Consider the following 20,499-nt stretch of genomic DNA (forward strand, 5'->3'; position numbering starts at 1 on the left):
ATCCCGATCTGTCCTCCCTTAAGTTGTCTATAGCTATGTTCACAGGAGCATTTACCATGCACCCACGAATTGCTGCCTTACTTGTATCCATCACTCTTCTTTCCTTTACAGGCATAACCAGCGCCCAGTTCTATCATCAGGATGGCGAAAACCGGCCTGTACCCTCCAAACCGCTCACTCCTACGACAAGAACCACTTATGATGCAATCCTGGATACTTTGAAAGCAGGCCGGTCAGTGAAGGGTTACCTCAACCTCAAACAATGCAGAATGACCCACTCAACAGAGCACTTTCAGGATCTTCAAAAAAGGCCCTCCATGGTCAGTGTTAATTTTGACCGCTATTTCGTGATGGAAAACCGCCTGCACGAGCTGCATACCCTCTCCTTGGCCATGTCCATGACGGAAGAGGTAGGTTCACCAGGAGCCATTCGAACCTTTTTCATGGAAAACAGTATTGGACAAAACGAACTGTTTATTACCCATAAACTTCATATAACCGACTTGTCCGGAACAGTAACAGGCAGTTATGAGTTTCAGTGTGATCTCCTGAGGGGGGCGTATATTTGGTGATCACGGAAAATCCGGGCATTGAGCAGACATTCTTTACACTTTAAAAATATAAGACAGAGATTAACTTTGTAAAATCCAGCTCGAAGCGGAGTGGTGATGCATCACATGTATTCCTTGCCTGGTCATCAGTCACTGGTTTGCCTGTTGAATCAAGCCCGCCACTCTGACTCGTTTTTATGATTGATATCTGCCACTTAATACTTGGGCACCAGATAGAGAAGGTTTCCCTCTTCTCTCATATTTACATTGTTGAGAAAACTCATCCCCAGTAGCACCGTGTCGTTATTGGGGGTGATTGTCGCCTCAACATTATGCTGGGTAATGCTGTTTACCGTAACAGATGCCAGATTAACCCTATAACCGATAACCACACCATTGGCCGTACCAACCCTGATCTTTTTCCCATTGCGATAACGAACCCCCAGCCTGCGGGCGATGGACTCCCCAAGGGCAACAGATGTAGCGCCGGTATCCAGCATCATACGGACACTGCGACCGTTGATTTTACCGGTTGTCCAATAGTGGCCATCGTTGCTGCGTACCAGCCGTACAGATGCTTTCTCCGACTTACGAAAGCCTCTGGAATGCGCTCTGGTCAACCCCAGGGTCTGGCGCTTTCCGTTGATTTCCACCACGGCCCGTTCATTGTCAGCGGAAATCAACTTCACCGCACCTTCTGACCTTCCGGCTTTCAGCAACTTGCGCTCGCCATCAATCAGCAAAACTGCAGCCCCCGGAAACAGTCCCACCACCTGGACACTGGCTGCCCAGGCATGGATGCTCGACAAGAGTAAACAGAACAACATGGCTATCTGTTTCATGGTTCCTTCCAGTCTGTTTTTATTTTTACCGGTCAGGAGAAGAAGACAGATCTTCTTCCTATCAGTCATTCACTTTAAAGGTTACAGGAAATACCAGGCAAGCCCCTGCAGCACCAGAAATGCATAAACACCGGCAATCAGGTCATCAATCATGATACCCAGCCCGCCATGAACTTTCGCGTCCGCCACGCTGATGGGCCAGGGTTTCCAGATATCAAACAGCCTGAACAGCAGGAAACCCATCACAACCCACTGCCAGCCAGCCGGAGCTGCAATCATCGTCAGCCAGTAGCCACAGAACTCGTCCCAGACAATGCCCGGATGGTCATGCACATCCATATCATTAGATGTTCTTCCACAAATGGCGATACCCACCACACTGGCAACCACAACAAAAGCCAGATAAAGAGGCAAAGAAAGGTTCTGCAATAACAGATACAAAGGCACCGCTGCCAGGGTTCCAAAAGTCCCCGGTGCCTTGGGGGCCAGCCCGCTGCCAAAGCCAAAAGCCAGAAAGTGCCAGGGGTTGGAAAGACTGGGTTTGCTCAAAGGAGTTCCTTATCAGGTAATTGCCAGCAAATCTTTGCATGATACAGGCAAAGAAAGCATCGTTACCAACAGAACCAGCATCAGCTTCTTCCCCCTGTTTTTGCACAGACACGCTGCTTATCAGCTCTTTGGCCTCATAGTGACTGTATAGGTTAAACCTGTCATGCCCGGAAACTTACCGGTTCCACAAAAGTGGCTGCAACTGGTATAGGGCGCTTTTACAGTCACTGTGTAAGGCGGATCTACGTAGCCATCGCTTTGTTTTCCATGACTCAAGGTGTTGGTGTTAAAGGTGAGACATTTCTGCTTACGGTCACATGCCTCAATGGTTACAGGTGTCGTAAATCTGGGAATTTCATCAAGCCCATAGTCGTAGACGGTACCGCTTCCTACTATTTTTTTGCCGGTAATCGTGGCTTTCCCATAGAACACATCTGGATAATGTTTATCCGGTTTTATATCAGATACATCCAATATAAAGTCACCATGATAACCAACCCATCCAAATACCTCTGTGCCCGATGAGGCATTGATGCACATTGACCATTCCCTGTGTTCTTTTAGGTAACTGATCAGGTCTGGGCATTCCCCCATGTGCAGAGAGCCCGGACAGCCGCTTTCACTGTGAAAATCTGCCAGGCACTGATCATCGGAAGCAAAACTCTGGATACTGTAAAATACAAATAACACTGAGGCTGCAACCAAATGCATACTTCTGGAAAAAGCTATATGTCTCATTGTCTTCAAACCTATTCAACCGCAACGGCCAGGCTTTATCTGTCTACCACCTGACGTCCTATATTTAGTCGAAGTTTGGCAGCAGGTAGAAAAATACGTCATGGCTCGTTGTTTGAAGACAAAACTGTTCGCGAAGATACCAACCCCGAGCAGGACATTAGAGACGAGTTAGAAATGTCGATAACTACCGGAAATAACCGGCTCACCATCCAGCAGAAATTCTCCGGAATGGGGTGTTACAGTTCCAATACAGGAGACAGGTACAGGAACATCGTCAGGTAAAGGGCGATCACCGGGCCAGCAGAAACAGAGTTCATAATCATCTCCGCCATTCAGGGCCTTATCCAGCGCCTGCTCTCCATACACTTCTTTCAAAGCATTCGAAACGGGAATTTTCGTGCTGTTAAGCTCCGCACCACAATCTGAAGCTTTCAGGATATGTCCAAGATCCCCCAGTAAACCATCGGACACATCCACCGCGGCAGTTGCTCCATGTTCCAGCAGCCACTGTCCAAGATTTATACGAGGTGTAGGCTGCCAGTAACGGTCCACCATTCGTTGATGGGCAGAAGAAACGACAGGCGACTCGTTTAAAATATAAGGCAGCGCGCCACAGGCTTCACCGGGTGTTCCGCTGACATACACGGCATCTCCCGGTCGTGCGCCACCACGCATCAGCGATTTTCCCGTGGGAACAAAGCCCTGCACATGGACAGAAATGGTTAAAGGGCCACGGGTAGTATCACCACCTGCCAGAGAAATACCGGATTCACCAGCCATAGCCGCCAGACCTTTACTGAAAGCTTCCAGCCAGTCGAGGTTGGATTCAGGCAAAGTCAGGGCGAGGAAAAAACTGTGGGGAGTTGCACCCATAGCAGCCAGGTCACTGACGCTGACAGCCAGGGAACGGTAACCGATAAGGAAGGCATCCCCATCGGCAGGAAAGTGTACATCAGCGGCAAGAGTGTCGATACTCTGCACCAGCTGATGTCCCGGCGGTGGCGAGATAAGGGCACAGTCATCGCCTATGCCCATATCCAGGTGGCCGCCGGCCGTCGTAAGTTCCGGTCTCTGGAACATCGTCCGGATCAGGGAAAACTCATCCATGGGTTGTCGACTCCACAGGACGGCTACTCACAAAGCTGCTCTTTGTACAGAAACGTCCGCTAAGTATCAGCGGGACTTACGACGGTTGCGGTATTCCTTCACCTCAGCCGGGCGAAGGGCAGGCGCCAGTTTGTCGAGAATACCGTTTATGTACTTGTGGGAATCCTGGGCACCGTAGCGCTTGGCCAGTTCAATGCCTTCGTTGATCACCACACGGTAAGGTACATCCGTACGTTTCATCATTTCATAGCAACCCAGGCGCAGGGCTGCTCGCTCAACCGGGTCCAGCTGATCCAGTGGCCGGTCAAGTAAAGGCGCGATGGTTTCATCCAGTGCACTGACCTGTTGGGCAACACCCAGCAGCAGTTCATGGAAAAAACCACCATCCACCTTGGTCATATCGTTTCTGGCCCTGAACTGGGCTTCGATATCCGTGATAGACGTACCGGTCATCTGCCACTGGTACAGAGCCTGCAAAGTAATTTCCCGGGCCTTGCGACGGTTCTGGGAACGACTTCTTGGCTTCTGTTCAGCGGAACTCTGCTCTACAGCGTCTGGCTTTTCAGCATCGGGACCGATAATTGTATTCTCGGCACTCAAATCAAGACTCCAGATTTTTGAGCAGGCTCACCATCTCAAACGCGGCCAGGGCAGCTTCTCCGCCCTTATTACCCATTTTGGTTCCGGCCCGTTCGATGGCCTGCTCGATCGTATCAACTGTCAGTACACCAAAGGAGACCGGGATATCCTGCTCCATCATGACATTGGCCATACCCTTGGTGCATTCTCCTGCAACAAATTCAAAGTGCGGTGTGCCACCGCGAATGACCGCGCCCAGCGCAATAATGGCATCGTAAGTGCCCTGACTGGCTGCTTTCTTTACTACCAAAGGCAGTTCAAAAGCCCCCGGGCAGCGGATAATGGTGATCTGCTCTTCTCTCACACCATGACGCTTCAGTGCGTCAACGGCGCCTTCTAACAGACTCTCCACCACGTACGCATTCCAGCGGGTTACAACAATGGCGTAATGGCCATCGTTCGGGGTAAGCACTCCCTCAATAGTCCTGATGCCAGTCATGGCGAATCCTCATTTTTTTTAAGCAGATTTACCCGGATACCGACCGGGCCCAATCGATCAAACCTTAATTACCCGATGCCACCAGTTTCAGAAAACAACAGTTCAGGAAACCGTCCTCCAGAAATCAAGCGGCAAACAGGCCCCACGGGTTATTATTCGTAGGGGAGATATTCCGTAATTTCCAGATCAAAGCCGGAAATAGCACTAAACCGAATGTTCGGACTCAATAGGCGCATTTTGCCAACTCCCTGATCCCGCAGAATTTGCGAACCGGTGCCTACAGTCATATACACACCAGCGGGAGCGCCGGTACTGTGCAGCGGACGGTCTTTTTCAGAGAAACGAGCCAGACTGTCTCCCAGACTTTCATACTCGTCGGCATCAAGAAGAACAAGAATACCTTCACCCTCTTTGGCTATCCGCGCCAGCGTTGCTGGCAGCGGCCAGCCAGTGTTGCCGGGCTTACGTGCCCCCAGGAGGTCACGGAAAGTATCTCCCTGGTGAACCCGCACAAGTGTAGGCTTATCCGCTGAGGGCTGCCCCATAACCAGAGAGAGATGGGTGCGACCGGTCAGGTTATCCCGGTATTCCGTCATCTGGAAGTCGCCGTAAACCGTTGCCAGCTCCCTGGTATTGCCACGAACAACCGTTTTCTCGTGGTGAATACGGTACTGGATCAGGTCCGCGATGGTTCCGATCTTCAAACCGTGGGTTTCTGCAAACTGCTCAAGATCAGGACGGCGGGCCATAGTACCGTCTTCGTTCATGATTTCAACAATTACTGCCGCAGGTTCGAGTCCTGCCAGACGGGCCAGGTCGGTTCCAGCTTCAGTATGACCAGCTCTCTGGAGTACACCGCCATTCATGGCACGCAGGGGGAAAATATGGCCGGGCTGGATAATATCCTGGGGGCGAGACAGGGGGCTGACCGCAACCTGTACGGTTTTCGCCCGGTCTGCAGCAGAAATGCCAGTGGTCACACCTTCCGCAGCTTCGATAGATACAGTGAAAGCAGTACTGTGGGTTTCCTGATTGTTTGCAGTCATCTGGTGCAGGCCCAGATAGTCGCAACGCTCCGCGGTCATAGGCATGCAGATCAGGCCACGGGCGTGGGTGCACATAAAGTTGATGATTTCCGGCGTGACTTTCTCCGCCGCAACAATCAGGTCACCCTCATTTTCCCGGTCCTCGTCATCCATCAGGATGATCATGCGTCCCTGGCGAATATCTTCAATCAGTTCTTCTGCGGTATTCAGCTGCATATTTCTTCTCTGTTTCGCCCTGTCTGTACTGCGGGCGATATCCTGTCAAGCTCACGGCTACTTGGTGGTGGGTTATATCAGATATCAGCGTTTTCTGAAAAAACCGTGTTCGGCCAGAAAACCTTCGGTCAGTCCACCACCTGTATCCTGCGCACCATTCTCAGGGTTACTGTTACCGGTCAGCAGGCGTTCCAGATAGCGGGCAATAATATCGACTTCAAGATTGACCCGGCTGCCGGCACGGTAATGAGTGATAATGGTTTCCTCTGCGGTATGGGGAACAATATTAAGCAGGAAAACGGCCCCTTCCACGCTGTTTACAGTCAGGCTGACACCATCCACGGTGATTGAACCCTTCTCGGCGATATAGCGTGCCAGTTCCGTCGGCGCTTCTACTCTATAGACCAGAGAGCGCCCGGACGGAGAAATTCCCACAATCCGGCCCACGCCATCCACATGTCCGCTGACGATATGACCGCCAAAGCGGGAGGTCGGTTGCATGGCCTTTTCCAGGTTTACAGGACTGCCGACGCCCAGCTCTCCCAGACCTGTGCGGCTCAGGGTTTCGTGGGAGACATCTGCGGCAAAACCATCTCCCGGCAGCAGAACGGCTGTAAGGCAGACACCATTGGTGGCGATACTGTCCCCCAGTTTGACATCCACCAGGTCCAGATCACCGGTAGCGATATGGAGGCGCATATCCCCGCCCCGGTTTTCCATTCGCCGGATTGAGCCTACCGCTTCAATAATTCCTGTAAACACTTACAAACCCCGTGTACTAGCTACAACTCGTGAAAATATAAAAGCGCACATTTCAAGGGAAAGAAAACCCGGATTATGCCTCCGGAGCGGCAAGTCTGCCCGGTCGGGCGGAAATTCTCCAGTCCTGCCCTAAAGCACGGATGTCCTGAATTTCCAGGGGCAGCTTTTCATTCATGGTTGTAAACGGCAACTGCAGCAGCGGCCGGGCATCGCTGCCCAACAGAACAGGGGCCATATAAACAAGCAGCTCATCCACCAGCCCGGCCTGCACAGCGGAACCTGCCAGGGTCGCGCCGGTTTCCAGCAGCACTTCATTACAGTCCCGATCCGCCAGCTCTTTCCACACAGCTGCCAGATCCAGTCGACCGTCCTTACCCGGAAAAGTCAGCACTTCAATGCCCCTTTCTATCAGAAAGGCCGCCTTCTCCCAATCAGGTTCAACAGTCGCCAGCAGTGTTTTACCGGGAAGGGAGAGAATACGGGCATTGAGGGGAATACGCAGGGAAGAGTCCAGCACCACCCTTAGAGGCTGCTTCTCAGCAGCCGACTCAGGGTTGTCGATACGAAGCTCATCGGGACGAACTGTGAGGGAGGAATCATCATAAATAATAGAGTCCACCCCGGTCACAATGGCGCAGGAGCGGGCCCGCCACTGCTGAACATCCGCCCGGGCATCGGGGCCGGTAATCCACTGGGATTCCCCGGAGGCCATGGCAGTGCGGCCATCCATACTCATGGCCAGTTTACAGCGTACCAGGGGCATACCGGTTTCCATACGTTTGAAAAAGCCGACATTTATAGCCCGGGCTTCTTTTTCCATCAAACCGGACTTGGTCTGGATATCGGCATCATTTAACAGCTTGAAGCCGCCACCGTTGACCCGGGGGTTTGGGTCACGCATGGCGGTGATAACTTTTGATATACCTGAATCTATAAGCGCCTTTGCGCAAGGCGGCGTACGCCCAAAGTGAGCGCAGGGTTCCAAAGTTACGTAAGCTGTTGCGCCTTGAGCAGGCCCATTGACTGACGCGAGAGCATTAATTTCCCCATGGGAACCGCCGGCCGGGCTGGTATAACCTTCACCAATCACCTTTCCATCCCGCACCAGCACACAGCCCACGCTGGGATTGGGCATGGTGGTGTAAATACCCTTTCGGGCAAGACGCAGGGCCCGTGCCATAAATTCGCGGTCAGCTTGGGTGAATGAGGTCATGAAACTCACTTATCCCGGGTTAAAGACCCATGGGGCAATTTTTCCAGCCGCTCAATCTCTTCACGGAACTGGTCCAGATCCTGGAATTGGCGGTAAACAGAAGCAAAACGAATATAGGCGACTTCATCAAGATCTTTAAGGGCACCCATCACTTCTTCCCCCAGGGTGAAGGATTTCACTTCCCTTTCACCGGAGGCTCTCAGGCGCTGCTTGATGCGGTTGATGGCTTCTTCTATCTGTTCTGTGCTGACGGGGCGCTTTTCAAGGGCTCGTTGCAGGCCGGCCCGAAGCTTAGTTTCATCAAAGGGCTCCCGGGAACCATCTCGCTTGATCAGCCGGGGCATAACCAGCTCAGCGCCCTCGTAGGTGGTGAAACGCTCACTGCAGGTGGCACATTCCCGCCGCCGACGCACCTGGCTGCCATCCGCAACCAGCCGGGAATCGATAACCTTGGTGTCTTCCGCGTTACAAAAAGGACAGTGCATGGGTGCCAGGAAAGCCGTTTCTCAGAAAACTGAGATAGTACCCTTTAAGGAGTGAAACACAAGTCCAAACGCCCGGCCACGCTGATTATGGTAGATTTACAGTCCTACTTCATTCCCGTCAAAGCAACAAACAAAGAAAACCGCCATGGAAAACAATCTCCATGGCGGTTTTTTATGAAAAGAAAAAACCTGTTAGTGGCGTAAGCTCTTAGCTCTTAAAACTGTCACTTACCATAAACCGGCAGACGACCACAGATTTCCAGAACCTTGCCTTTTACTTCTTCAGCTACCTGGTCAGCCTTGTCGGTGCCAATGCTGTCCAGAATATCAGCAATCCAGTTACCCAGGTTTGCAGTGTCTTCAGCATTGAAGCCACGACGGGTAATGGCCGGAGTACCCACACGCAGGCCACTGGTGACGAACGGAGAACGGGGATCGTTGGGGACAGCGTTCTTGTTTACGGTGATATAGGCTTTGCCAAGGGCTTCTTCAGCATCCTTACCGGAGTAGTCCTTGCCGATCAGATCCACCAGGAACAGATGATCGTCAGTGCCACCGGAAACTACGTTGATGCCACGGGAGATCAGAGTCTTGGCCAGTACCTGGGCATTAACAGCCACTTGCTTCTGGTACTCCTTGTACTCTTCGCTCATGGCTTCCTTGAAGCACACGGCCTTGGCAGCGATCACATGACACAGAGGACCACCCTGGCTTTCAGGGAATACGGCAAAGTTCAGCTTCTTGTGCAGGTCTTCATCATCAAGGGCGGAAACAATCAGACCACCACGGGGACCACCCAGGGTTTTGTGGGTAGTGGTAGTGGCTACGTGAACATAAGGCAGCGGGCTGGGGTAAACGCCAGTGGCAACCAGACCGGCGACGTGGGCCATATCGGCAAACAGGTAAGCGCCAACCTTGTCAGCGATCTCACGGAAGCGCTTCCAGTCAACCACACGGGAGTATGCGGAGAAGCCGGCAATAATCATCTTCGGCTTGTGCTCCAGGGCCAGGCGCTCAACTTCTTCGTAGTCGATTTCGCCGGTATCCGGGTGCAGACCGTACTGAACAGAGTTGTAGATACGGCCGGAGAAGCTGACCTTGGCGCCGTGGGTCAGGTGACCACCGTGGGCCAGGCTCATACCCAGAACGGTATCACCCGCTTTGCACAGGGCCATATAGACGGCAGCGTTAGCCTGGGAACCGGAATGGGGCTGCACGTTGGCATACTTGGCACCAAACAGTTCTTTGGCACGGTCGATGGCCAGCTGCTCGACCACATCTACATGCTCACAGCCACCGTAATACCGCTTGCCAGGATAACCTTCAGCGTACTTGTTAGTCAGAACACTGCCCTGAGCTTCCAGAACCCGGGGGCTGGTGTAGTTTTCAGACGCAATCAGTTCGATGTGCTCTTCCTGACGCGTAGCCTCCGCATCCATGGCGGCTTTCAGTTCGGGATCGAAATCTGCGATATTTGAACAATCTTTAAACATGTCTGTCCCCCGACAGTTGTTTTATAACAATTCTGGTATCTGCTTTGTGGCGCCATTCTAATACAGCCCACGCAAATAGATAGCCTGTTTGCGAGAAAGGTTGGCCCTGAATAAGGCCAGAATGTCGGTCATATTCCTGGTCGGTTCCAGAGCATGCCCGGGTAAAAACTCTTTACTAAAAATGGCACCCGCTCTGTTATTTGCCTCTGCCTGCTCACTCTCTATTCGCACTTTTTATTGAGAACATCCAGAATCGCAGGCACTACCGGCTCTTTCAGATAAATCTACGGGATCATTGCCCGAACACTTTTCATTCAGTATGTTTAGCCGTTTAATCGTTTTTCACTCAAGAGACATGCTCTGATGGCTCAATACGTCTATACCATGAACCGGGTCAGCAAGGTTGTGCCCCCCAAGCGCACAATCCTAAAGGACATCTCCCTGTCCTTCTTCCCGGGAGCCAAAATCGGTGTTCTTGGCCTGAACGGCGCGGGTAAATCCACCTTGCTGCGTATCATGGCCGGTGTTGATAAAGAGTTTGACGGTGAAGCCCGCCCCCAGCCCGAACTGAATGTGGGCTATCTGCCCCAGGAGCCGGAGCTGGACCCGAATAAAACCGTACGCGAAATTGTTGAAGAAGCACTGGGGGAAATCAAGGAAGCCCAGGCCAAGCTGGATGCGGTTTACGCCGCTTACGCCGAACCCGATGCGGACTTCGACAAGCTCGCCAAGGAACAGGCCAAGTGGGAAAACATTATCCAGGCCGCCGACGCACATAACCTGGAGCGTAAACTGGATGTGGCTGCCGACGCCCTGCGCCTGCCCGAGTGGGAGGCCAATGTCGCCAACCTCTCCGGTGGTGAGCGCCGTCGTGTAGCCCTGTGTCGTCTTCTGCTGTCGGCTCCTGACATGCTGCTGCTGGACGAACCCACCAACCACCTGGATGCCGAGTCCGTTGGCTGGCTGGAGCGCTTCCTGCTGGAATACCCCGGTACTGTTGTGGCTATCACCCACGACCGCTACTTCCTCGACAACGCTGCCAACTGGATTCTGGAACTGGACCGTGGCCACGGTATTCCCTGGGAAGGCAATTACAGTAACTGGCTGGAACAGAAAGAAGCCCGACTGGAAACAGAGCAGAAGCAGCAGGACGCTCACCGCAAGGCCATGCAGCAGGAACTGGAATGGGCTCGCTCCAATGCCAAAGGCCGCCAGTCCAAATCCAAGGCCCGTCTCTCCCGCTTTGAAGAGATGCAGTCCCAGGAATTCCAGAACCGTAACGAGACCAACGAAATCTACATTCCGCCCGGCCCCCGTCTGGGTGACAAGGTGATTGAAGTTAACGGCATTTCCAAAGGTTTTGGTGATCGCCTGCTGATTGATGACCTGAGCTTCAGTGTTCCCAAAGGCGCGATTGTCGGCATTATCGGTGGTAACGGTGCCGGTAAGTCCACCCTGTTCAAGATGATTACCGGTCAGGAACAGCCTGATGCCGGTTCTATCGAACTGGGTGACACCGTCAAAATCTCCAATGTACAGCAGCTGCGGGACGAACTGGACGATAGCAAAACTGTATGGGATGCCATCTCCGATGGTCAGGACATCCTGCGCATCAACAACTATGAAGTGCAGTCCCGTAAATACATCGGCCGCTTCAACTTCAAGGGCGGTGACCAGCAGAAGCGTGTCGGCGAACTCTCCGGTGGTGAGCGTGGTCGTCTGCAGCTGGCCGCGACCCTGAAGCACGGTGGTAACGTACTGCTGCTGGACGAACCCTCCAACGACCTGGACGTGGAAACCCTCCGTGCCCTGGAAGAAGCCCTGCTGGCCTTCCCCGGCTGCGCCATGGTGATTTCCCACGACCGCTGGTTCCTGGACCGTGTTGCCACTCATATTCTGGCTTATGAAGGCGAGTCCAAAGTGACCTTCTTTGAAGGTAATTACACCGAGTATGAAGCCGACCGGAAAGAACGCCTGGGTGAAGAGGCCGCTGGCCCCCACCGGGTGAAATACAAGCGTATTGACGCCTGAAAACTACAGAGATGGGCACCATAAAGGGTACCCATCTCTATCCCATCCTTCGATTAAACCCTTCTTCTAATTCCCTATCTCATTCTGAACTAACCTTACGACGAAAGTCGCTTGAAATGGGTGTAATCATGACGCTCCTGTTCCACAAAGAAGTAAAAACGAGATAAATCAATTTATTATAAACAATCGGGCAGTGTTAATGTGTATAACAGCTCAAGTACCAATAAAAACAACAAAGAGGTCTTTATGTCTGTAAAATCTGCCCAGCAATGGTTCGATGAATATGGCGAAAGCCATCAGAACACAACCAACAAGCTGATTCACTGGATCTGCGTACCACTGATTTTCCTCGATATCCTGGCCCTGCTCTGGACCATTCCCGTACCCCAAGCCATGGCTGCAATTCACCCCTGGCTGAACTGGTCAACACTGGCCTTTCTGTTTATCGGTGGGTTTTACCTGCGGCTCTCTTTCACCCTGGCCATAGGCATGACTGTTATAAGTGCGGTTTGCTATGCCCTGATCGCCTGGTTTGCGGCAACCCAGACAGCCTCCCTGCTGATTACCGCCGCTTCCGCTTTTCTGGTGCTGTGGATTCTGCAGTTTGTCGGGCACCATATCGAGGGAAAAAAGCCTTCATTCTTTAAAGACCTTCAGTACCTGATGATCGGCCCGGCCTGGTGCCTTGGCTTCCTTTACCGCAAAATGGGCATTTCCTACTGATGGGACTGGCTTTTTTCAGTGCTGATCCAGCGATCAGTACTGATATGATCCACGGCAGCGGCTATGGCTCCATCTCCGGTGACATTACAGGCCGTACCAAAACTGTCCTGGGCCAGATACAGGGCGATCATCAGGGCAACCGCTGAATCACTGAAGCCCAGCATGCTTACAAGCAGACCAAGAGAAGCCATCACTGCCCCACCGGGAACACCGGGAGCGGCTACCAACGCAACCCCCAGCATCAGCAGAAACGGAAGAATCTCTGTAAACCCCGGCATTCCCATGCCAGTCATTAACATAACTGCCACCGTACACACGGTCAGAGTAATAGCACTGCCAGAGATATGAATGGTCGCACACAGCGGAATGGTAAAATCCACCACATGGCTGTTTATCTTAAGTTTTCTCGCACAGCTCACGGTCACCGGAATTGTCGCTGCACTGGATAAGGTTCCCACTGCAGTCAGATAAGCTGGCAGCATGGTTTTAATCATCGCTACCGGATTACGCCCTGTTCCCAATCCCGTTGTCAGAAATAGAATAATCAACCATATCCAGTGAAGGATAATGACCAGGCCCAGAATCCAGGTGAATGTGGTTATTGTGTTCAATACATGTCCTGATGCGGCCATTTCCCCAAATACCGCACAGATGTAAATTGGTAATCCTGGAATAATCGCCTTCAACAGTGTCAGTTCAACAATGGCCCGCCCATGTTCAGTTAATGTCAGAAGCGGTCTGCTATGGGTAACAGAGATACCCATGCCAAACATAAACGCAGTAATCAGTGCTGTAGTCACCCCCATCAAGGGAGGTATATCAATTCCCATCCATGGGCTTATCCGTTCTGAACCTCCCCCTGCACTGAACCCATTAACTTCAACAAACCCGGGCAGAAGTTCAGACGCCGCAAAAAATGCGAGAACACTGGCAATGATTGTGGATAAATACGCGAAGGCTACTGTCGTGCCCAGTAAGCGACCTGAACCTTTTTGCAGATTCCCAATACCGGACATAACATAAAACAGAATAATCAGGGGAACGGTGAAATTCAGAAATTGACCGAACAGCTCTTTAAAGGTCACCAATCCCCGGACAACAGGGACAGGTGCATAAAAACCCAGCACAACACCTGCGGCAATTCCTATTATCAGCCTGATTATCAGTTTCACTTCTGGCATACCTCCGTCGACTGTCTATCTCTATTCGCACCCAAAAAGCATAGACGCATAACCCAGCCAGCTGTTGACCTGACTGCAACATCCCCCAAAAATATGCGTTCTTAACGTTGATTCAGAATCCACCGGAATGGCAAAAGCTAAAACCCGTAAAGCCTTCGTTTGTACCGAATGCGGCAGTGAATCCAGCAAATGGCAGGGGCAGTGCCCCGATTGCCACACCTGGAACACATTCAAGGAAGTCAGTCTCGGCTCATCCCGCCCTCATACTATGAATGCCGGCAGTGGCAGCCGTTCCGGTTTCGCTGGTTCACTCACAGCCGTGCACAGCCTGTCAGAAGTCAGTACCGAAGAGGCCCCCCGTTTCAGCACCGGCTCCGGAGAGTTTGACCGGGTTCTGGGAGGCGGATTTGTTCCTGGCAGCGCGGTTCTGATTGGCGGCCACCCGGGAGCGGGGAAAAGTACCATCCTGCTGCAAACCCTTGCCCATGTCGCAGCGTCGATGAAAGCCCTGTACGTTTCAGGGGAAGAATCCCTGCAGCAGATTGCCGCACGGGCCGGGCGTCTCGGCCTGCCAACAGACCAGCTGAAAATGCTGGCGGAAACTTCCGCAGAACGCATTATCCAGGTGGCCGAACAGGAGAGACCCGGTGTTATCGTGATCGATTCTATCCAGGTGATGTTTATGGAAGGAGTGGATTCCGCCCCCGGCGGTGTCGCCCAGGTGCGCGAATCCGCCGCCTTCCTTACCCGTTTTGCCAAGCAGACAGGCACTGTGCTGTTGATTGTCGGCCATGTCACCAAGGATAACTCCCTGGCCGGCCCCATGACCCTCAGTCATATCATTGATACCCAGCTGATGCTCGGCAATACCGATGACTCTCGCTTCCGTATTATGCGGGCCACCAAAAACCGTTTCGGCCAGGTGAATGAGCTGGGCATTTTCGCCATGACCGAAAAAGGCTTGAAAGAGGTCAAAAATCCTTCAGCCATTTTCCTGTCACGGGGAGAAGAGCCCACATCCGGCAGCATTATTAATGTGCTCTGGGAAGGTACCCGTCCTCTGCTGGTAGAGATTCAGGCCCTTGTGGTGGAATCCCAGCTGGGCAATCCGCGTCGGGTAACTGTGGGCATGGATCAAAACCGCCTGGCCATGCTGTTGGCGGTACTTACCCGCCATGGGGGTATTTTTACCAGCGATCAGGATGTATTTCTTAACGTCGTAGGCGGAGTAAAAATCACTGAGACAAGCGCCGACCTTGCAAGCCTGCTGGCTATTGTGTCCAGTTTCAGGGACAAGCCCCTGCCCCAGGATTTAATCGCCTTTGGAGAAGTGGGCCTGGCGGGAGAAATCAGGCCAGTCGCCAACGGTCAGGAACGTATTGTCGAAGCGGTAAAACATGGTTTCAGAAAAGTCATAGTGCCTGCCGGGAATAAACCCCGAAAGCCTGTGTCCAATGTCGAAGTTATTGGTGTGCACAAACTTTCCGAAGCCCTGGATGCAATTTAACGATTTTATTTATTAACTGTTCATTTCTCTTTCAGGAAGGGGGAAGCTATCAGTTCACTGATGCTGGCTCTCTTCCTGTAGTCATACTGCAACATGGAGTTGAGGAAATTATAAAGACCCTGGGCCTCCGCAGGCTCATCACCGGGCCGTAAAAACCCGCTCAGTATATATTTGTGCTGACTCTTTTGCGTGTTCATCTTTTGCAGAACCTTACTACCGAAACCCAACCGGGCTATCCCCAGTTTTCCTCCCAATTCAACAGCAACGCCACCCGCCGACCACAAATCAGCCTCCCAGGGCGCGTTTTTTCCTCCTTCAGGGCTACGGAATAAAGGTGTCAACACCCTTTTCCAGCCAAACCCTTCATTATTCAGATAAGCAGCCCCATCAAGATCCAGGAGTCTTAAGTGCCCCTTATCATCTATCGCCATATTGCCCGGCTTGATATCAAAGTGCGCAATACCAGCGGCTTTTAGTCCTTCAATACCCAACAATATCTGACGCATAATGTTTTTATATTCAGCAATATCTTTTACTTTGTAGTCCCGCAGGCTTTGCCCGCCATCTTCTTCAATCATTACAAACCGGGCCTTATCTGTTCCGGTATTCTCAACCCAACTGTCATGCACCCTGATCACATTGGGGTGGGAAATACCAGACAGCATATATTCCTCCCCAAGCAAGCTCACATAATCCGTACTTACAAAGCCTTCCTCCCTTACAGCCCCCCAGGAAGCCGATTTCCTTATCCAGGTTTTCCCGTTCCTGTCCCGCACCCGTTCAACCAGGGTTCCCCCACTTTCACCTTTTTTCTGCAGGACTTCCATAAATTCGTAGTTATGGGCACCGTGCCAATGCAGATAGGTCTGATCTAAAAGGGAGCCAACAGCGGCTTCAGCAATTATCTCCGCAGTCTGATACAACAAAGCCTCACCAGCCTGAACGGCCCATTCCGGCATACGATATTGCTGCGATGTTCTTTCATTACTTAACTCGTCCAACAGGTCAGGAATCAATGACAGACTTCCCGGCAGCCCCGGTGACCAAGTGCTGTTGGGATTCACCGTCAGAAAGCCCTGACTTCCCTCAGAAGAGCGGGATTCAAAAATAATGGCCTTACCACCGTCACCCGGATAATGGCTTAAACCCTCCAGAGGCTTACACAGTGAAGTATCCCCCGACAACCGGGACGCCATACAGGACAGGCTTGCAGGTTCCAGAAAAGAAACAAGGCCATTGTCAGGAACACTCTGGCGAAATGATTTTTCAAGCCAGTACAGGAGGAATTCACGGGAATCATCGCCAAAGGAGAATAACTCCAGCATCTGGGGTATATCACTGTCCTCACTGGTCCAGCCATCCCGGGTATGCCAGTCCAGTACTGCAATGCCACCTGCTGGAACCGAAACCTTTATAACATCAACCCCCTTATTCAGTGCTGTATTTACCAGCAGCCCCAAAGCACGTTGCCAGGAAGATTCGACATACCTTAAATCGACAGAGCGAAGGGGATATATCTCCAGGCTGCGCTTTTGCTCCGAGTCTGGAAATCCCAAGGGTAAATTTACGTTTATAAATACCGCCTGATCCAGTTCCCTGCCCGGATAAACCGGCATAACGCCCTGCCGCCTGGAACCGGTTATATTGGAAAAACGCAGGGAAGCTTCCTCTATCGCAGTAAGGCTTATGTCATACAGCCTTTTCAGCTGCATAGCCCAGGTCCAGAGATTCACGGGGATCATCAAATGGCCACTTTCATAGAGCTTTATCAGCTGCTCATAGCGAGCATCAGAGAGATAGCGCCAGACTCTGGGTATAGCCATGTTCACCAACATATGGGCAGCCCTGCGCACAAACACCGAAGCGCCGGCCTGCATAAATGTGCTGATAATCTGTTTAGGAAGGTGAACACCGGGCAGGAAGATTATGCTGGTGCCATGTTGAATGAAAGTACCTGATGCTGTTGTATAAACAGGTATTCTGTGCAGGTGATCATGCTCTTCAACTGACTTCTCAATTGGATTACCTTCCGCCTTCAACCCGGCAGAGATACACCCCAAAAGAAATATTGCTGCAACAAAACATCTGGCCATTCATTATCTCTGGAGCAATGCAGAAGCTGCCCAAGATTAGCAGCGTTTAACAAAGTCGCCCGGCTCGGATACCTTCTATTACAAGACTTGTATTCCCGGTTTCAACCCCTCACATTAGGAGTCATTTTTGCCCCATCCATTTACAGGCTTTCACTATGACTGCTCCCCTTGATACCACCTCCTATGAGCTTCAGGGCCTTTACGGTATTACCGACAGCAAGCTGATGCCCGATGACAAAATCCTCCGTAAGCGGGTCGTCTCAGCCATTCACGGAGGCATGCGTATTCTCCAGTACCGGGATAAAAGTTCTGACCAGGTTCTTCGGGAACGCCAGGCACGAATGCTTGCCGGGCTTTGCAAACAGGCCGGCGTGCTGTTTCTTATTAACGATGATGTTGACCTGGCCCTGACCAGCGGTGCCCACGGTGTTCATCTGGGCCAGAGCGACGAAGAGCTGACAGAAGCCCGAAAACGCTTAGGGTCAAATGCCATTATCGGCATCACATGTGAAGCTTCACTCGAACTGGCCCGTAAAGCCTGGAAAAACGGGGCGGACTATGTTGCCTTCGGGCGTTTCTTTCCTTCCCGCACCAAACCCAGTGCCCGCCCTGCTCCACTCTCATTATTACGCGATGCCCGTCAGAAACTGAAGCTGCCAATAGTAGCCATCGGTGGGATTACCGGGGATAATGCCCCCCAATTAATAGAAGCCGGTGCGGATATGCTGGCTGTGGTTAATGATCTGTTTGCTCCGGCGGATCCGGAGGAGATAACCAGACGTGCGCAACATTATCTGGATCTCTACGCATACGCAGCTATCTGATAACAGGATACCCATAATGAGTCGTTCTGAAGTTCTGTTTGAGCAGGCCCGTCAATCTATTCCCGGTGGCGTGAACTCTCCTGTACGGGCTTTTCGTGGTGTGGGCGGCACCCCGGTATTTATCCGCTCTGCCAAAGGTTCTAAAGTTTACGACGAAGATGACAAAGCCTATATCGATTACATCGGTTCCTGGGGTCCGATGATTCTCGGTCACAACCATCCGTCTGTTATTGAAGCAGTCCATAAGCAGGTTGATCTTGGCCTGAGCTTTGGCGCGCCTACTGCCCTGGAAATTACCATGGCCGACAAGGTCTGCGAGCTGGTGCCGTCCATGGATATGGTCAGAATGGTGAACTCCGGAACCGAAGCCACCATGTCTGCTATTCGTCTGGCCCGGGGTTATACCGGGCGAGATAACATCCTGAAGTTTGAAGGCTGTTACCACGGTCACTCCGACGCCCTGCTGGTAAAAGCCGGCTCCGGTGCCCTGACCCTGGGCGTACCCAACTCCCCCGGTGTTCCTGCGGACTGTGCCAAACACACTATTACAGTGACGTTTAACGACCTGGATAGCGTTGAACAGGTGTTTGCCGAGTCCGGTGATGAAATCGCCTGCATTATTGTTGAGCCTGTTGCCGGCAATATGAACTGCGTTCCTCCCAAAGCCGGATTCTTGGAAGGTCTGCGTCGTATTTGTGATAAACATAAGAGTGTTCTGATATTTGACGAAGTGATGACCGGCTTCCGCGTCGCACTGGGCGGTGCCCAGGAGTATTACAATGTGACTCCCGACCTCACCACCCTCGGTAAAGTCATTGGGGGCGGCATGCCGGTAGGCGCTTTTGGCGGTAAGCGTGAAATTATGGAGCAGATCGCTCCCCTTGGTCCGGTTTACCAGGCCGGCACCCTGTCCGGTAACCCTGTAGCCATGACTGCCGGTTACACGGCTCTTGAAGAGATCAGCAAGCCCTGCTTCCATAAGCATCTGACCGAACGACTGGAAACCCTGCTGGCCGGTCTGCGGGAACAGGCTGCCAAAGCAGGTCTCTCCCTGCGCACCAATCAGGTGGGAGCCATGTTCGGTCTGTTCTTTACCGAGCAGGAACAGGTCACCAGCTTTGAGGAAGTCATGGCATGCGACAGTGAACGTTTTAACCGTTTCTTCCACGCCATGTTAAAAGAAGGTGTTTATCTGGCACCGTCATCATTTGAAGCCGGATTTATTTCCAGCGCACATACAGAGGAAGATATTCAGGCCACCCTGGATGCCGCGGAACGCGCATTTGCCCAGATAGCCTGATAACAGAAACTTTATGGACAGCTCCTGGACCTCACTGGCGATATCAGATGCCATCCTGGCTTTTTCAAGCTTTTTTGCTGTATTCCTGATGTTCCAGTGTTATCGCCTGACGGCAGAAAAAATGCCTCAGGTCGCGGCTTTACTGGCTTACCTTCTCACAGGCGTAGCATCAACCCTGGGAACCCTGAGATACGGGTTCTCATCGGCCTATGAGCAACCCTATGTGATGATTCTGATGGCAGCGAAAACTCTGGCCCCACCACTGCTGGCTGCGGCTGTGGCCAACCTGGTCTGGAAGTTGAACTGGAGCCGGGCAGCATGGTGGCGACTGCTGATAGGACTTATGGCGAGCTACGAGTTATCACGGCAGACAGGCTTCGGGACAGAATTCCTGTATACGACAGCGCTTGCTTCCCTGTTGGTTATGACCGCTGCCGTTTTACCCAGCACGCATAAAGATCATGGGTTAACCCTTTTTGGGATTATTGCCGTTCTGGCTTATGGCCTTGCGGCTCTGGTGATTGGTACAGAAGGCACTCTGGCGGGTTATCTGAGACTGGATCTGTACCGCTACCTTGTGGCTCTGGGTAACCTGTTCTCAGCCAGCGCTCTGTTTGTATTTATTAAACGGCTGTCCCGTTCTTCCTGAGGCAATGAAAACACTCACCGCCCGGATTAATACGTTTAATTTATCGTGTATCACTGCTGTCCGATTAAGCATATCCAAGTTCAAAAAAAACCTGACCCTGGAATAAACAGC

Annotated in this window: 20 protein-coding genes; 7 read left to right on the forward strand and 13 right to left on the reverse strand. The window is 52.1% G+C overall.

Annotated features, from left to right (window positions below; genetic code table 11):
- The first annotated feature begins 56 nt into the window (after positions 1–56).
- A complete protein-coding gene (locus ACY2RQ_RS09910) occupies positions 57–572 on the forward strand; it encodes a hypothetical protein (RefSeq protein WP_490112809.1) in 516 nt (171 codons plus the stop codon).
- A gap of 194 nt (positions 573–766) precedes the next feature.
- Here ACY2RQ_RS09910 and ACY2RQ_RS09915 read toward each other — a convergent pair whose 3' ends face one another.
- The 11 genes from ACY2RQ_RS09915 to glyA all read right to left on the reverse strand — a co-directional run bounded on the left by ACY2RQ_RS09915 (position 767) and on the right by glyA (position 10,080).
- Positions 767–1,393 (reverse strand): retropepsin-like aspartic protease family protein, encoded by a 627-nt coding sequence (locus tag ACY2RQ_RS09915; protein WP_490112810.1) that lies wholly within the window; start codon positions 1,391–1,393, stop codon positions 767–769.
- An 81-nt stretch (positions 1,394–1,474) separates the two neighbouring features.
- Positions 1,475–1,942 (reverse strand): phosphatidylglycerophosphatase A family protein, encoded by a 468-nt coding sequence (locus ACY2RQ_RS09920; RefSeq protein WP_490112811.1) that lies wholly within the window; start codon positions 1,940–1,942, stop codon positions 1,475–1,477.
- A 120-nt stretch (positions 1,943–2,062) separates the two neighbouring features.
- Positions 2,063–2,482, reverse strand: a complete 420-nt coding sequence (locus ACY2RQ_RS09925) for a hypothetical protein (RefSeq protein ID WP_490112812.1) — start codon at positions 2,480–2,482, stop codon at positions 2,063–2,065.
- Positions 2,483–2,848: 366 nt separating this feature from the next.
- Positions 2,849–3,787, reverse strand: coding sequence for a thiamine-phosphate kinase (thiL, locus tag ACY2RQ_RS09930; protein WP_490112813.1), 939 nt, complete (start codon positions 3,785–3,787; stop codon positions 2,849–2,851).
- Between the two features lie 66 nt (positions 3,788–3,853).
- Positions 3,854–4,387, reverse strand: coding sequence for a transcription antitermination factor NusB (nusB, locus tag ACY2RQ_RS09935; protein WP_490112814.1), 534 nt, complete (start codon positions 4,385–4,387; stop codon positions 3,854–3,856).
- Between the two features lies 1 nt (position 4,388).
- Positions 4,389–4,865, reverse strand: coding sequence for a 6,7-dimethyl-8-ribityllumazine synthase (ribH, locus tag ACY2RQ_RS09940; protein ID WP_490112815.1), 477 nt, complete (start codon positions 4,863–4,865; stop codon positions 4,389–4,391).
- Between the two features lie 152 nt (positions 4,866–5,017).
- Positions 5,018–6,127 (reverse strand): bifunctional 3,4-dihydroxy-2-butanone-4-phosphate synthase/GTP cyclohydrolase II, encoded by a 1,110-nt coding sequence (gene ribBA / locus ACY2RQ_RS09945; RefSeq protein ID WP_490112816.1) that lies wholly within the window; start codon positions 6,125–6,127, stop codon positions 5,018–5,020.
- An 84-nt stretch (positions 6,128–6,211) separates the two neighbouring features.
- On the reverse strand, positions 6,212–6,889 hold the full coding sequence (locus ACY2RQ_RS09950) for a riboflavin synthase (protein WP_490112817.1): 678 nt from the start codon (positions 6,887–6,889) through the stop codon (positions 6,212–6,214).
- Between the two features lie 73 nt (positions 6,890–6,962).
- Positions 6,963–8,102, reverse strand: a complete 1,140-nt coding sequence (ribD, locus tag ACY2RQ_RS09955) for a bifunctional diaminohydroxyphosphoribosylaminopyrimidine deaminase/5-amino-6-(5-phosphoribosylamino)uracil reductase RibD (protein ID WP_490112818.1) — start codon at positions 8,100–8,102, stop codon at positions 6,963–6,965.
- Positions 8,103–8,107: 5 nt separating this feature from the next.
- Positions 8,108–8,587 (reverse strand): transcriptional regulator NrdR, encoded by a 480-nt coding sequence (nrdR, locus tag ACY2RQ_RS09960; protein WP_490112819.1) that lies wholly within the window; start codon positions 8,585–8,587, stop codon positions 8,108–8,110.
- 224 nt (positions 8,588–8,811) lie between these two features.
- On the reverse strand, positions 8,812–10,080 hold the full coding sequence (gene glyA, locus ACY2RQ_RS09965) for a serine hydroxymethyltransferase (protein WP_490112820.1): 1,269 nt from the start codon (positions 10,078–10,080) through the stop codon (positions 8,812–8,814).
- A gap of 363 nt (positions 10,081–10,443) precedes the next feature.
- Here glyA and ettA point away from each other — a divergent pair, with 363 nt between their 5' ends.
- Together ettA and ACY2RQ_RS09975 are read left to right on the forward strand one after the other, a co-directional pair.
- The gene (gene ettA, locus ACY2RQ_RS09970; protein ID WP_490112821.1) at positions 10,444–12,111 is read left to right on the forward strand and encodes an energy-dependent translational throttle protein EttA; all 1,668 of its coding nucleotides are present in this window, start codon (positions 10,444–10,446) and stop codon (positions 12,109–12,111) included.
- A gap of 246 nt (positions 12,112–12,357) precedes the next feature.
- Positions 12,358–12,834, forward strand: coding sequence for an Mpo1 family 2-hydroxy fatty acid dioxygenase (locus tag ACY2RQ_RS09975; RefSeq protein ID WP_490112822.1), 477 nt, complete (start codon positions 12,358–12,360; stop codon positions 12,832–12,834).
- Here the strand turns inward: ACY2RQ_RS09975 and ACY2RQ_RS09980 are convergent.
- Positions 12,828–14,015 (reverse strand): dicarboxylate/amino acid:cation symporter, encoded by a 1,188-nt coding sequence (locus ACY2RQ_RS09980; RefSeq protein ID WP_490112823.1) that lies wholly within the window; start codon positions 14,013–14,015, stop codon positions 12,828–12,830. The genes ACY2RQ_RS09975 and ACY2RQ_RS09980 overlap by 7 nt on opposite strands.
- Positions 14,016–14,142: 127 nt before the next feature.
- On the opposite strand from ACY2RQ_RS09980, the gene radA reads away from it, so the two are divergent.
- A complete protein-coding gene (radA, locus tag ACY2RQ_RS09985; protein ID WP_490112824.1) occupies positions 14,143–15,522 on the forward strand; it encodes a DNA repair protein RadA in 1,380 nt (459 codons plus the stop codon).
- A gap of 20 nt (positions 15,523–15,542) precedes the next feature.
- On the opposite strand, the gene ACY2RQ_RS09990 is transcribed toward radA, so the two are convergent.
- Positions 15,543–17,615, reverse strand: a complete 2,073-nt coding sequence (locus tag ACY2RQ_RS09990) for a protein kinase domain-containing protein (protein WP_490112825.1) — start codon at positions 17,613–17,615, stop codon at positions 15,543–15,545.
- Positions 17,616–17,770: 155 nt separating this feature from the next.
- Here ACY2RQ_RS09990 and thiE point away from each other — a divergent pair, with 155 nt between their 5' ends.
- From thiE to ACY2RQ_RS10005, 3 genes are read left to right on the forward strand one after another with little or no spacing between them, the layout of a single operon-like run.
- A complete protein-coding gene (gene thiE / locus ACY2RQ_RS09995; protein ID WP_490112826.1) occupies positions 17,771–18,439 on the forward strand; it encodes a thiamine phosphate synthase in 669 nt (222 codons plus the stop codon).
- Positions 18,440–18,455: 16 nt separating this feature from the next.
- Positions 18,456–19,739: a glutamate-1-semialdehyde 2,1-aminomutase gene (hemL, locus tag ACY2RQ_RS10000; RefSeq protein ID WP_490112827.1), complete on the forward strand. Its 1,284-nt coding sequence runs from the start codon at positions 18,456–18,458 to the stop codon at positions 19,737–19,739.
- A 13-nt stretch (positions 19,740–19,752) separates the two neighbouring features.
- Positions 19,753–20,388, forward strand: coding sequence for a DUF6962 family protein (locus tag ACY2RQ_RS10005; protein ID WP_490112828.1), 636 nt, complete (start codon positions 19,753–19,755; stop codon positions 20,386–20,388).
- The last annotated feature ends 111 nt before the right edge of the window (positions 20,389–20,499 follow it).

The sequence above is a fragment of the Parendozoicomonas sp. 209JJ7-1 genome, from assembly GCF_058147085.1.

Excerpts from the sequence above, each read along its gene's own strand:
- ribBA (WP_490112816.1), bottom strand. The coding sequence starts at position 6,127 with ATGCAGCTGAATACCGCAGAAGAACTGATTGAAGATATTCGCCAGGGA.
- ACY2RQ_RS09915 (WP_490112810.1), bottom strand. The coding sequence starts at position 1,393 with ATGAAACAGATAGCCATGTTGTTCTGTTTACTCTTGTCGAGCATCCAT.
- thiE (WP_490112826.1), top strand. The coding sequence starts at position 17,771 with ATGACTGCTCCCCTTGATACCACCTCCTATGAGCTTCAGGGCCTTTAC.
- ACY2RQ_RS09980 (WP_490112823.1), bottom strand. The coding sequence starts at position 14,015 with ATGCCAGAAGTGAAACTGATAATCAGGCTGATAATAGGAATTGCCGCA.
- ribD (WP_490112818.1), bottom strand. The coding sequence starts at position 8,102 with ATGACCTCATTCACCCAAGCTGACCGCGAATTTATGGCACGGGCCCTG.
- nrdR (WP_490112819.1), bottom strand. The coding sequence starts at position 8,587 with ATGCACTGTCCTTTTTGTAACGCGGAAGACACCAAGGTTATCGATTCC.
- ACY2RQ_RS09975 (WP_490112822.1), top strand. The coding sequence starts at position 12,358 with ATGTCTGTAAAATCTGCCCAGCAATGGTTCGATGAATATGGCGAAAGC.
- ettA (WP_490112821.1), top strand. The coding sequence starts at position 10,444 with ATGGCTCAATACGTCTATACCATGAACCGGGTCAGCAAGGTTGTGCCC.
- thiL (WP_490112813.1), bottom strand. The coding sequence starts at position 3,787 with ATGGATGAGTTTTCCCTGATCCGGACGATGTTCCAGAGACCGGAACTT.
- glyA (WP_490112820.1), bottom strand. The coding sequence starts at position 10,080 with ATGTTTAAAGATTGTTCAAATATCGCAGATTTCGATCCCGAACTGAAA.
- radA (WP_490112824.1), top strand. The coding sequence starts at position 14,143 with ATGGCAAAAGCTAAAACCCGTAAAGCCTTCGTTTGTACCGAATGCGGC.
- hemL (WP_490112827.1), top strand. The coding sequence starts at position 18,456 with ATGAGTCGTTCTGAAGTTCTGTTTGAGCAGGCCCGTCAATCTATTCCC.
- ACY2RQ_RS09910 (WP_490112809.1), top strand. The coding sequence starts at position 57 with ATGCACCCACGAATTGCTGCCTTACTTGTATCCATCACTCTTCTTTCC.
- ACY2RQ_RS10005 (WP_490112828.1), top strand. The coding sequence starts at position 19,753 with ATGGACAGCTCCTGGACCTCACTGGCGATATCAGATGCCATCCTGGCT.
- ACY2RQ_RS09990 (WP_490112825.1), bottom strand. The coding sequence starts at position 17,615 with ATGGCCAGATGTTTTGTTGCAGCAATATTTCTTTTGGGGTGTATCTCT.
- ribH (WP_490112815.1), bottom strand. The coding sequence starts at position 4,865 with ATGACTGGCATCAGGACTATTGAGGGAGTGCTTACCCCGAACGATGGC.
- ACY2RQ_RS09925 (WP_490112812.1), bottom strand. The coding sequence starts at position 2,482 with ATGTGCATCAATGCCTCATCGGGCACAGAGGTATTTGGATGGGTTGGT.